Here is a 13,157-nt window from a genome sequence, read left to right on the forward strand (position 1 = left end):
CAAAATTGTAGATAGACAATAAATATCCCCTATAAATGTATATAGGGGATAATTATATTGAGAGTTTTATGTTTGTCTCTTTCTTATCTGAATTATATACTGATAATTAACTCGTTTTAATTATTGGCAGAGATCAAAGTAATATCCATCTTAATATCCTTTATCGGACGATCCTTTTTGTCAGTTTTGGCTTGCTGAATCTTTTCTATAACATCCATACCTTCAACTACTTCTCCAAAGACAGTATATTCCCCATCGAGATGCATCGCTCCACCTTCTTTGGTATAAGCAAGGCGTTGTTCCGGAGAGAATACCAGTGTTGAATCCGTTTTTGCTGTTTCCTGAGACTGGGCGTACAATCCTTGCCGGAAAGCTGCTAATCCGTCTCTGTCTCCGCTGCTGTAAAACTCTTTAATCTTAGCTTTGTTGTCTGCCTGAAGATTATTGTAAAGTGCTTGAACCTGACGTTCTACACGCTCTGTTTCAATTTTGTTCAGTTCTTTTTCCGAATAAGTTTTACCTGTAACTATATAGAACTGGCTGGCTGATGATTCTTTTTCGGGGTTGCTGTCATTTCCTGTGCGGGCAGCGGCCAAAGCTCCTCTTTTGTTGAAATGTTTAGGGAATTTTATTTCGGCAGGAATTGTATATCCCAGATCTCCGCTGCCCAATGCTGTTGTATCTGAAGCATTACGTGAATTAGGGTCACCGCCTTGTATCATAAAATTCTTGATAACACGATGAAAGAGCAAATCTTTATAAAAACCTTCATTAATCAGTTTTTTGAAGTTTTCCTTATGCAAAGGGGTATCATCATATAGTTTCAGCTTTATATTACCGAATTCCGTTGTTATCAAAACGAGAGAATCCTTTTCCTGCGAATGTGCGCTATTGGTGGTCATTGTTAAAATAAGTATAAGTAGTAGAAATATCTTTTTCATATTCTCGGGATTGAGATGGGTTATCCTGTAAAAAATTGCAATACAAATATAGCCTTTTAGTTTAATATTCGGTTTATCCTGTTCTGCTAAACCCTGTAGTTTAGCTTAAATTTATAAGGAAATCCGAGCTTGTTCTTTGAAAAAAGGTCTGAGACCTTAATTGTTTACAATCTGTACGACAACCAGCCTGCCATCGTCTTCTTTAGACAAAAGTATTTGCTTGTTATCGGTTAATTCGACAGCTTCATTTATGCCTATTTTCTTACCTTCGGTTTTATCCTCAAGATCTGTCAGCCGTTGGTTGATAAGAAGCCATTTATTTTGATGAAATACAAAGTATCCGACAGGCTTTTTGTCTTCATCCGACAGCCGTTCGTTCGGCCAGATATGGCGATTGACATGCCAAGGGTAAAGATATTGGTTATTATAAACCATCAGTCGATAATTATCGGGCGTAAATGTTCCCTGATGACGCGGCGAATATAAGTTTAAGACGGGTAATTGTCCTTTGTAATCTGTTCCGCAAAACGGGCATCGGGGCTTAGTTGTATTATCGAACACGAACCACTTGTGCCAGCATTTCGGATTTTGACAGGGCTGAACCAGATCGACGGTTTTAAGTAAGGCGTCTTCCCATTCGTTAGCGGTTGGGCGTGAATTCGGGTTATGTAATCCATCTATAAAAGCTCTATCAAATAATTCCTTTAAGTAAGGTCCACAAACAGTATAAGGTATTTTCGCAGGATCAGCCTGCGGCAATTGACTAGGTTGTAGTTGAGATACTTTTACTCTATTTGATGTATCGGTTGGATGTTCTATAAACAAGGCTTTTTCACCCATCGACAGTTCTTCGTCTTTACCAGCTTCCATTGCGTTTACTTTTCCTCCTCTCAAAGGGTGCCTATACAGCAGGTACATATAGATCATTACAGCCAAAGCGTGCCTGTCGGTCAGTATATTGGGCAGCTTACGATTTGGATCGTCCATTTTAAGGTGCTGAGTCATGATTACTTCCGGAGCAATGAAATCCGGAGTTCCGAGTACATCAGGCGCAAACTTTCCGGGAACGACCAGGCCATCTATATCTATAATGGCTGCACGTCCGGAGGTAGGGTCTATCAGTACATTTTTGTAGGAAAGGTCGGAATGAGCCAGCCCTGCGGCGTGCATTCGTTTTACGGCACGGCTTATGCGGATACATATCTGGATGTATTTAAACCAGTCACCCCGTTCTTCGGCAGCAAGGAAACGGTTTTGATTTTTGGCGGAAGCAAACCATTTACCCTCTTTTTCTTTTCCTTTGATTCCCAGAAAATCATTATTGACAGATCCGTATTTAAAGAAGAAATCGGGTTGATAAGTAGGGCAGACTAATCCCAGTTTACCTTTATATTCAACCATTTTGGTAGGCCAGCAAAAAAGGTCTTTCCAATAATCTCCGCCTTGCTGGGAAAAAATCCGTTCTCGATAAATTCCGGTGATGGTTTGCAGTCGGTCTTTAGCGTTGAAATCCTGCTTATCCCGGAAGAATCCGACTACATATGATTTATCCGGGCTGAAATAAACATCTTTCATTCCACCCGAACCGATAATTTCGTCAACAAATTCGACTGTAGAGCCGTCGCTTGCTTTCAGTGTAATTGTTTTATTGCTCATTATATACTGATAATGTATATTGCTTTTTTGTTTTTCAGTTTCTTAATGACGAAAAGGTAACAAAGGTTACTTGCTTTCTGTAATTTCTCATTGCTTACCTTTTCTTATTGGCACGTTTGCTTATTTACTCATTGTTTTCTCTATAGATAAAATAAGTAACAGCGAGTTGTTTTGTTGTGCCTAATAAATAATAGCTATGGTACGATCGTCATGATTGCCGGGAGACCAGAAATCGAGCCACTTCAATAATTGAGGTGCTGCATTTTCATTGTCATCGGTCAATTCTACGGAAGATGTGATATCTTCCCACAAATTGTTCCATTTCTCAATTCTTTGCAAATTAGCATCAGTTTCGAATTTGGGATCGGTTACACCGTCTGTCATTAAAACGAGTGCGGTAAAATCTTCGATAATTTCGAATCGCAGCCGTTTGTATATTTCGGCAGGCTGCATTACTTCTCCCATAGTAAGAAATCGAGTTTGTCCTGCAAAGTCTCCTCCATCGGGGTCTCCCATTACTTTTACGAATCCTGTTTCTTTATTATACAGGGCAATACCTCCGTCTCCCACCCAGAAAGTTGCAACGAACCATCCGAATTTATATTTCTTAGCAACAGCAGCCAATAGGGTAGTAGCATAATCTTTTATCTGATTGTTATTCTCTACAGCTTCTTGCTCGATATTTTTATATGCTTTGAAAACGGCTGCACCTAGTATGTTGTAAAGTGCGTCTCCCAGCTTTTTTCGTTTGATCTCCGAATTCTCTTTCTGAAAATTTTTAACAAGTTCGTCTATTTCTTTATTGTATTTTGCCAGATGTATATTGCTAATGTCCGATACTGTAGTGCATGCTATCTCCGATCCTTTTCGGGAAAATTGGGCAGAGCCTGCTCCATCCGCAACAACAGTAACATACCAATCTGACTCTTCGTTGTGTAGTATACTGAAATCATCGTCCCTTGCTTTTCCTTCGTGAGCATGAGAGCGACCTCGCTGGCTGGCAGCAACAATGTCTTTTTTTTCGTGACTGCTTATACCAAGAAAGCCTTTCGACTTTTTCACTGTCACATATTCGCAGTCCGAGTCAGGCTTATAATAGGTAATATCTTCCGGTGTCGGGATATTGTTCCACAAAGCACGGGGATCGGGATTGATAATCAGTGTAATCTTTTTCTCGAAAACAGGTTCTCCCTCCTGCCAGCCTACAGGGTAACAAGATAATCTAATTTTGAAGTCTCCCGATACCGAAGGTGTACCCTCTATCATATCGGTTGAAGTATTGAATCTCAGTCCGGTTTCCTCCAGTCCTACAAATTTGAATTGCTCTATACCGGGAATGTTCAATTCCGTAAAATCGAATAACATCTGGTATGGCTGATTTACTTTACCATTATTGAATTGTATATGTACATTTTGCAACTGACGGTTGATAGTCTCGTATTTCTCTTCTTGGAAAGACGGTTGATAACGAGCTTTAGTTTCCTCGTCATCGGGTATGAGGGGTATAAAAGGCATATCATCAATAGGTGTTTCGGGGTTTATACTCGGTATTTCGGGTGCAGGTGCATCATCCTTCCGAAATTCATCCCATTTCTCAGAAAGGAAGTTCTTAATTTCTTCCGAATCGAAGAATTGACGCAGTAATTCTTCATTCTCAGATGAGTTTTCGAAGTAGGGTAATATTTTGTCAAAATCCATAACTTACTGGTTATCTCTTTTATAAAAAGGTACGCTTTAGCCTCTGGTGCGTCCGATATCCATTCCTCCTCCCGATTCACGGAACGACAGCTGCATACCACACCACGGGCAGGTGCTGTTCTGCTCATGTCCTACGCACATAATATTGCCACACATACAAAGCCCTATAGCTACATGATTGGCACAACAGGGACACGAAGGAAATCCGATTAGTTCACTCGTATTGATACGTTTTCCGCTGAGGTTTCCGTCTCCATATCCATCTATCATTTCGAAGTACGAATTGTCAATAGGATAACCGCCGACAAATTTAAAGTGCCGTCCTCCTGCTGAGGTCATATGCGAAAAATCATTTCTGTCAATTCTCTTTTGATATTTAAGCAGATAAGGTTGTTTTGTATTCTGGCATTTTCCCAGAATAACGGCAAAATTTTCATCTACTTTTATAGGTATATTCATTTCCTTCTCTATCTTGGTAAGGAAATCGTCTGTAAGCGGAGCCAGTTTCAGGTCATCACTGTTTAAGCTGCTTACACTTACGCTGGTGGTTTTAATGGACGCAGTTACCCATTTGAAAAAGGCTTTGAACGATACTTCGTCCGTGTCCTTCAATTGCAGTACATTTTCGGTTATCTCTTTCAGAACCGATGTATCCATATTGTCTCCGATAGCAATGGCTATAAGATTGGCTTTACTGCGGTATTTACTGTTCCATCTTTCAAATGCAGCTTTGGTATCATCTGTGGGTGCTCCGTCTGTAAAAAGAAAAACGATGGGTTTCCAATCTCCTTTTGTTTCGGTTGTTGTCGTTTGTATGGCAGCATCCATATCATTCATCAGAAAGAGAAGCGCATTCCCTAAAGATGTTCCCCCGCCAATAGGCAATCGGGGAGGATAGAAGTTCGATAACTCCTGCATTGAGCATAGCTTCTTTGCTTTTCCTGCAAAGGCTATGATAGATAAATATACGGTTTCGAGAGCATAAGGATCTGTCCGAAGCTCTCGAATGATAGTTTCAACTCCATTTTGTACGTGAGTAAGAGGTTCTCCGATCATCGATTCGGATACATCTATCAGAAAATAAATAGGTAGTCGTCTCATTAGTTTATCCCTTTTTATACAATGATGAAACAGCTTATCAGATAACTGTATGGATTTCGGGCGGTGGAGGCGGCAATGCTATATCGCTGTTGACACCGATACTGCGGTTACCTACACTGACCGATGCCGATACCCATTTGAAAAACTGACGGAAAGTAGAACTATCTGTCGTATCGAGCGAATATACCTGATTGGTTAATGCCAGCAATGGCTGCGTGTCGGCTTTAACTCCTGCAGCACAAGCAATCACTCCTGCGAAGTTTCGCTTGCGTACTTCGGGTATCATCTGATTATATTTTTGTAAATCGGATGGTTTTCCGTCTGTCATGATAAAGAGTAATGGCATCCAGTCGCCTTTTTCTTCGGCAGAGCTTAACTTTACCTCTGAGTCCACTTTCTGGCAAAGCATTTCGAGAGCTGCTCCCAGATGTGTTGGACCCGATTCGGGGGTAACTATGGGTGGTATCTGCAAATGCTCTAAAGCTGTGAGGGGCAGTAATTGCTTTACCTCTCTATCGAAAGTAATGATGCTCATATATACCGATTCGAGAGCAAACGGGTCTTGTCTGAGACTAGCAACCATCGACTCCAATCCAACTTTGACCGACTCGATAGGCTCTCCTCTCATTGATCCGGATGTGTCTAATAATAAATATACGGGTAAACGTCTCATTATTAAGTCTTTTTTTTGTTTGTTAGTCAGTGCTATACTGATTCTATTTCTTTTTCTATTTTAATTTTCTCATCAGAGAACAATATTCACTTCGGGTGGAGGCGGCGGAAGTTCGTTCAGTCCGGATATTTCCTGATGAGACGATTCTACCTTCTGGCTGCCGAAACTGATAGATGCCGATACCCATTTGAAAAATGCCTTAATGGTTGTACTATCGGCAGTGTCGAGCGATACTACTGTGTCGGTAATTTTCTTCAATATTTTGGTCTGGGCGTTTTGTCCTGCTGCACAAGCCACTACCATGGCACATTTGGTTTTTCTAAAATCTTCGAGTCCTCTTTCCCAATTGTCAGTCGGTGCTCCGTCTGTCATAATGAAAACGAGCGGACGCCAATCTCCTTTTTTCTCGGCTGTGCTTTTATGTACTTCTGCATCTATACGCTCTGCCAGCAAAGATAAAGCTCCTCCCAGGCAGGTTGTTCCATTAGCCGAGATGGTCGGCATCTGAAACATCGACAATTCGGTAAGAGGTGTTATTTGCTGTGCCCTGTCATCGAATGTGATGATGCTCAGGAATGCAGTTTCGAGCGCATACGGATCCTGCCGTAGAGTTGAAACCAATACTTGCACTCCGTTTTTAACGGCTTCGATAGGTTCTCCATGCATTGACCCTGAGGTGTCAAGAATTAAATATACAGGTAGTTTTCTCATATTTTGTTGTTTGTTATGTTGCTTTTTGTCTGATGTTTTATATCATCTTAGTTTCCAGCATAGCCTTCAATGTATTTGCCTGAATATCGACATTTTCAAGATCGGCAAGAAAATCGATGTCCGTTACTTTCTTGAGATTTTCTTTCAGCAGGTCGGCAATATCATCATCTATTTTCTTCAGATTGGATTTTATATTCTTCTCCAATTCAATATTCTTTATTGTCAGGTCTTTGATGGTCGATTCTTTTTTCGATAATTCAGCAATCCATTCGTCTTTATCTGTAAATAAGGACATTTCGACCTGCAGGAACAGGTTTTTGGACGGAACAAAAATAAAATACGTATCGTTATTCCGTATCCTGTATATTTCAGCAAGCAGATTTCCTATACGGATTCCTGCGAAGAAATCAATAGCATATGAATTCGCTGCAAGTGTAGTCAACAACCCCCGTCCGATAGCTCCGTAAGAATTGCGGTAAACATCCGAACTCGAATAACCTATTAAGGCTTCTTGTAATTGAGGATCTACTTCAAAGAAATATTCTTTGTAGAACTTGAGACCGAATATCGTGGTATTTTCAAGAAATGGATAATCACGAGATTGTGATGACAGTATTTTATGGAAATTATAGATAGAGCGTGAAACTTTCAAAGCCTGCTGAACTTTTTCTCCTTCGAAGCTGCCTTCCATGGCAATCGCTTTGCGGAGTTTCTGCATCATATCGTTATTCAGTTCGATCTCCGATTTCATCATCCCTACTATGCGCTCGTTTTTCTTCTTTATTTTCTCGAGCAATTCTACCAATGTCATGGTAAACTGTATGTGATACAGCTCAAGTTTGTTTACATCCATATCAGGATTATCCTCAAATAACTTGTGGATAACCTGATTTTGCAGATATATATTCATGATCGTCTGGTCTTCAAAAAATACCGTCAGATCATATAATTGCTCAATAGTGCGGGTCGATGTCTCTAATATTTCGGCTCTGTTGTCATCCATTATCCTTTAGCGAATACCGGTCACATTTTTTCTTAATTCTGTTTCGAGTGATTGCAGTTCCTTGTCTAATACCTGACGGTTGCGCATACCTTCTTCATGTATACGTTTCACTTCGTCGAGAGTACTGATCAGCGATTGAGTTGTTTTCTTCAACGTTTCGATAGATACAACTGTATTTTCATTTTCACGGGCAACCTCGATGCTGTTCTGTCTGAGCAGTTCGGCATTCTTTTCCAAAATGGTGTTTGTTGTTTCCGCCACTTTCCGCTGCATTTCTACGTTGGCCTTCTGTCTGTAAAGGGCTACAGCGATAGTCAACTGGTTCTTCCATACAGGTATCGTTGTTGAGATGATAGACTGTGCTTTGTCCGCAATTGCCACATTGTTGTTCTGTACAACACGTATTTGAGCCAAAGACTGCATCATCACATATCGGATGATTTTCATATCAGCCAATCGTTTGTCGAGCCGGGAGATAAACTCCCGCATATCACTGATCTCGTAATCCTTATACTGGGCGGGAGCTCCTTCCATCTCGGCCAGTTTGACCTGCAAATCCTGCATTTTCAACTGTCCGGCCATGATGAGTTCTTCTATTTGCTTGATGTATTCGATATTATTGTCGAACATGGTTTGCAGGGCGGTATTATCTTTGAGCGAGTTGATACGTCCGGCTTTTATCTTATTTGAAATCTTATCGACATTCGAAATAACGGTGTCGTATTTCTGGAATATCCTTTTCACATTTACCACCAGATTTTTAACCAATGGAATTTTGCTGAGGAATGATTTGAATGCGCTCTGATTCAGTTCGTCTACATCTATATAGTTCAGTTCGGTAAGCAAATCACTGATATGAGCTCCTACTTCTCCCGAATTAAATGTACGCACTGATGTGAGGAAGTCATTGCTGTACTTTTCCATTGTAGCCTGCAAATCAGCTCCGTAATTCAATACCGAGTTGACGTCAGTAACGACAAGGCTGCGATTGAGCTGCGATAATTTGTCTATTTCATTTTGACTTAAATGGCTCAGATCAACATTGCCATCCCTGTCTATACGTTGCACAGCCGGTGTCTGGTTTGGGTTTACCGGTGCCATCTCGGGCATACTATTCATGTCCATATTTCTGTTGGTTAAATTTCCAATATAAGTAATAGAAAATATTTAATGAGATATTTCAAAACGATAACTAGCTGTTGCTGTTATGCTTGCTAAGTCAATAAATAGGTCTGTGACCTTGTTTTTGATTTATAGAACAATGCGTTTTTCGTAAAAATACAAAATCCTTTTTGCTTTTTATATCATAAGCAAAAAGGATTAGGAAAAATTATATCACTAAGCCTTATTTGGCATAATTTTGAGAGATACGCTGTATGGTTTGTCCTAAGAATACATCTTCAAAGGCATCTCCGATGGCATTGAATTTCCAGTCGTCTCCTTTTTTGTACAATTCTCCCATAATAAGGGCTTTTTTACCTCTATATTGAGGTTCTGCTACTACATTATATTCTGCATATACACTGTCTACCTTAACGGGAGTTCCTTCGTACATTCTGATTTTAGCATATGGAACCTGAGAAAAGTCTTCTTCTCCGACATTGTTCAGAAAGAAAAATATACGATGGATATTACTTCCCAGTTTCGAAAGGTCTACTGTGATAATTTCATTATCAAGTCCATCATCTCCACCTTTATCTCCTTCGAGGTCATCACCAGTATGGCGCATTGCTCCTGTCAGAGAAACTAATTTACCTGTATTCAGACCAAATTGAGCAAGTAGTTCGGGACGATACAGCGGTGAGTACAGATGATCGCACAGGTTACCGTTTTCGTCATACATTACACAGCTTAGATCCAAGTCTACATCTTTGGTTCTGGTTACTGTTTTTTTTCCGAAACCAAGGAATCCTCCTTCTTCTACCTGATATTCTATCGCACCCCAGTTTACACCTACACAAAATTGTGTGAGTTTCGCTCCTGAACTTTTTTCAAGATTGATGCGTTGTCCTTTCTGCAAATTTATAGCCATGATTGGTTATTTTTTATGTTTAAGAAATGAGTAGTTTATTTTAATCTTTAGTTATATTTTTGGAGATACTCAGCTAATCCGCCTTTTTGACCTACACCAACAGCTTCGAATTTCCATTCGCCGTTACGTTTGTAAAGGCGTCCGAATTCGACTGCGGTTTCGATCGAAAAATCTTCTTCAAGTTCGTATTTAAGAATTTCTTCGTTATTATCAGGATTATAAATCCGAACGAACGAGTTGCGTACCTGCCCGAAATTCTGTTTTCTGTTTTCGGCATCATGTATAGTCACAACAAAGCATAATTCGTTTACTCTCGAATCGAGTTTTGATAAATCAATTTTTATTGATTCATCATCTCCATCTCCTTCTCCGGTAAGGTTATCCCCTGTATGTTCTATTGCTGCATCCGGCGATTTCAGATTATTATAAAATATAAAGAAATCATCGGCAACAAGTTTTCTATTATCACCTAAAGCAAAAACCGAGCAGTCGAGGTCAAAAGCCTGTCCTGTACTTGATGAGTTTGTATCCCATCCTAAACCTACTGTAAACTTAGGCAGCTTTATCTCAGTTCGTTGCCCTTTTTCTAAATTTATAGCCATTATTATTTTATTTTCTTAATGAGACAATTGTGTAATGAGTTGGTAGTGATGATTTTTTACTTTAAACGTATTTATCCACAAAGTATTGTAATCCACCTTTGTATCCTATGCCCATTGCTTCGAATTTCCATTCGCCGCCACGTTTATAAAGACGTCCGAATTCAACGGCTGTTTCGATCGAAAAATCTTCATCTAATTCGTACTTTGCGATTTCTTCATTGGTTTGCGCATTATAAATACGGATGAATGAATTACGAACCTGCCCGAAATTCTGACGGCGTGTTTCATAGTCATGGATAGTTACCGTAAATACAATTTCCTGTATTTTAGGGTCGACTCTTGACAAATCAACAGTAAGTGTTTCATCATCTCCATCGCTGTTTCCTCCGGTCAGGTCATCACCCGAAGATTCAACAGATTCATCCGGTGATTTTGGATTATTGTAGAAAACGAAATATTCGTCCTTAGGTAGTTTCTTATTATCTCCAAGCATAAAAGCGCAGGCATCAAGGTCAAAATCGTGCCCTGTTCCTTCATTTGGATCCCATCCAAGTCCAACGCCTACTTTCGATAAACCGATTTCAATGCGTTGACCTTTAGTCAAATTTATTGCCATAATTATACTGTCTTATATTATATGTTAAGTAGATGAAAGTATCTGATGATATATTGTTTAAGTCAAATCACTTATTGCATTCGTCCCGGCTAAAGAGATAATCAGACTTGCTCCTTAATAGCTCTATAGTGTCCGGAAAAAAGACTATCCCGTTTTGACAAAGATAATAATTACTTCGATATACAGAATATCTAAATAGAGAGTAAGTCAAGGTCTGTTTCTTTTTTTATAATTATCATATTTTAGATCTAAAATATGTTAAAAAGAAGAGGGCTGATGCCCTCAAATATCATAACGATTGTTATAAATGCAGTCTTCACTGAACTAACGAAATATAATTATTATCGATATAAGATTATGGGAAAAAAAGTAGCAGAACAATTGATTGAAACAATTAAACATGCAGGAATAAGACATATTTATGCGGTAACAGGTGATAGCCTGAATGAAGTGAACGATGCCGTTCGTAAAGATGATGATGTAAAATGGATACATGTGCGTCACGAAGAGACAGGAGCCTATGCAGCTTTAGCTGAAGCTGAACTGAATGGTATTGCCTGTTGTGCCGGAAGCAGCGGTCCAGGACACGTACACCTTATCAATGGATTATACGATGCTCAAAGAGCTAATGCATCTGTGCTAGCTATAGCATCGACTTGTCCTACGGGAGAATTCGGATCTTCATTTTTTCAGGAAACCAATACTATAAAATTATTTGACGACTGCAGCGGTTACAATCAGATTGCAAATACACCCATGCAGTTTGCCCGTATGTTGCAGGCGGCTTTACAACATACTGTTCATAAAAAAGAAGTAGCCGTACTGGGGCTTCCCGGCGATTTGGCGGAATCCGAAGCGTGTGATATTCATACATCGGTGCAGGTATTACCCTCCAAATCGGTATACCGTCCTCAGGATGCAGAGATAGCAGCTTTGGCAGAGTTGATCAACAGTACTGAGAAAGTAACGCTGTATTGCGGTATCGGGGCAAAAGATGCTCATGATGAGGTTGTTCAGCTTTCGAAACTTATAAACGCTCCTGTAGGATATAGTTTCAGGGGAAAAATGGCTGTACAATATAATAACCCGAATGAGGTAGGAATGACTGGTTTACTAGGTCTTCCATCTGCATTTTCGAGTATGAATGATACCGATCTATTGATTCTTTTAGGTACGGACTTTCCCTATGCTTTGTTTATGCCCGATGATTGCAAGATTGTACAAGTGGATGTGCGTCCCGAACGTATAGGACGAAGAGCCAGAGTAAATATGGGTTTGGCAGGAACGGTAGAGGATACCTTACGGGCTTTGCTGCCATTGGTTAAGAAGAAAGAAAAAGATGATTTCCTTCGTGATCAGATGAAACTTTATGATAAAGTGAAGAAGAATCTGGCGGCTATGGCTGATCAACGGGGTAAAATAGATAATATAGCACCTGAATATGTTGCAACCATTATAGATAATCTGGCAAACGATGATACCATTTTTACCGTTGACACCGGAATGTGTTGTGTATGGGGTGCAAGGTATTTGCATGCAACCGGAAAACGCGAAATGTTAGGATCGTTCAGTCATGGGTCTATGGCGAATGCCATGCCGATGGCGATAGGAGCGGCCTTGGCTCGTCCCGATCAACAGATTGTGGCGTTGTGCGGCGATGGCGGCTTGTCTATGATGATGGGAGATTTGGCTACAATCGTAGAGTATAAACTGCCCATTAAGTTGATTGTATTTGATAATCGCACGCTTGGAATGGTAAAACTTGAAATGGAAGTTGCAGGTTTGCCTGATCATGAAACTAATATGTATAATCCCGATTTTGCTGCAATCGCAAATGCTATGGGTATGAAGAGCCTATCGGTTAATGATCCGGAAAAGGTTGAGGAAACAATCTCGACGGCTTTTGCCATGGAAGGTCCTGTGCTGGTATCGGTCAAAACCGATCCGAATGCTTTAGCTATGCCTCCTAAAATAGAATTTGTACAGATGAAAGGTTTTGCTAAATCGATGGCAAGGTTGCTTTGGGCAGGACGTATTGATGAAGTTTGGGATACAGCTAAAAGCAACTTAAAACACTGGCGGGATTTGTTATAAATTCAGATTCTTAGTATCTTTAAATATTAA

Annotated in this window: 12 protein-coding genes; 1 reads left to right on the top strand and 11 read right to left on the bottom strand. The window is 40.0% G+C overall.

Annotated elements, in window-relative coordinates; translation table 11 throughout:
- Window positions 1–116: 116 nt before the first annotated feature.
- The 11 genes from AABJ51_RS00180 to AABJ51_RS00230 form a co-directional block, all read right to left on the bottom strand.
- Window positions 117–902, bottom strand: a complete 786-nt coding sequence (locus tag AABJ51_RS00180; RefSeq protein ID WP_434781407.1) for a peptidylprolyl isomerase — start codon at window positions 900–902, stop codon at window positions 117–119.
- 195 nt (window positions 903–1,097) lie between these two features.
- A complete protein-coding gene (locus tag AABJ51_RS00185; RefSeq protein WP_338373891.1) occupies window positions 1,098–2,597 on the bottom strand; it encodes a helix-hairpin-helix domain-containing protein in 1,500 nt (499 codons plus the stop codon).
- Window positions 2,598–2,777: 180 nt separating this feature from the next.
- On the bottom strand, window positions 2,778–4,295 hold the full coding sequence (locus AABJ51_RS00190) for a PP2C family serine/threonine-protein phosphatase (protein ID WP_338373892.1): 1,518 nt from the start codon (window positions 4,293–4,295) through the stop codon (window positions 2,778–2,780).
- Between the two features lie 36 nt (window positions 4,296–4,331).
- On the bottom strand, window positions 4,332–5,396 hold the full coding sequence (locus AABJ51_RS00195; RefSeq protein ID WP_338373893.1) for a TerY-C metal binding domain-containing protein: 1,065 nt from the start codon (window positions 5,394–5,396) through the stop codon (window positions 4,332–4,334).
- A 37-nt stretch (window positions 5,397–5,433) separates the two neighbouring features.
- Window positions 5,434–6,069, bottom strand: coding sequence for a vWA domain-containing protein (locus AABJ51_RS00200; protein WP_134435937.1), 636 nt, complete (start codon window positions 6,067–6,069; stop codon window positions 5,434–5,436).
- Between the two features lie 72 nt (window positions 6,070–6,141).
- Window positions 6,142–6,780, bottom strand: coding sequence for a vWA domain-containing protein (locus tag AABJ51_RS00205; RefSeq protein ID WP_026626234.1), 639 nt, complete (start codon window positions 6,778–6,780; stop codon window positions 6,142–6,144).
- Window positions 6,781–6,817: 37 nt separating this feature from the next.
- Window positions 6,818–7,783, bottom strand: coding sequence for a hypothetical protein (locus tag AABJ51_RS00210; protein WP_338373894.1), 966 nt, complete (start codon window positions 7,781–7,783; stop codon window positions 6,818–6,820).
- 6 nt (window positions 7,784–7,789) lie between these two features.
- Window positions 7,790–8,908 (bottom strand): toxic anion resistance protein, encoded by a 1,119-nt coding sequence (locus tag AABJ51_RS00215; protein WP_338373895.1) that lies wholly within the window; start codon window positions 8,906–8,908, stop codon window positions 7,790–7,792.
- 220 nt (window positions 8,909–9,128) lie between these two features.
- Window positions 9,129–9,815, bottom strand: coding sequence for a TerD family protein (locus AABJ51_RS00220; protein ID WP_026626231.1), 687 nt, complete (start codon window positions 9,813–9,815; stop codon window positions 9,129–9,131).
- Between the two features lie 47 nt (window positions 9,816–9,862).
- Window positions 9,863–10,417 (bottom strand): TerD family protein, encoded by a 555-nt coding sequence (locus tag AABJ51_RS00225; protein ID WP_338373896.1) that lies wholly within the window; start codon window positions 10,415–10,417, stop codon window positions 9,863–9,865.
- Window positions 10,418–10,478: 61 nt separating this feature from the next.
- The gene (locus AABJ51_RS00230; protein ID WP_026626229.1) at window positions 10,479–11,033 is read right to left on the bottom strand and encodes a TerD family protein; all 555 of its coding nucleotides are present in this window, start codon (window positions 11,031–11,033) and stop codon (window positions 10,479–10,481) included.
- Between the two features lie 357 nt (window positions 11,034–11,390).
- On the opposite strand from AABJ51_RS00230, the gene AABJ51_RS00235 reads away from it, so the two are divergent.
- A complete protein-coding gene (locus tag AABJ51_RS00235; protein ID WP_026626228.1) occupies window positions 11,391–13,127 on the top strand; it encodes a thiamine pyrophosphate-dependent enzyme in 1,737 nt (578 codons plus the stop codon).
- Window positions 13,128–13,157 lie beyond the last annotated feature (30 nt).

The sequence above is a fragment of the Indolivaga capnocytophagoides genome (genome assembly GCF_036511535.1).
GTDB classification, from domain to species: domain Bacteria; phylum Bacteroidota; class Bacteroidia; order Bacteroidales; family Dysgonomonadaceae; genus Dysgonomonas_A; species Dysgonomonas_A capnocytophagoides.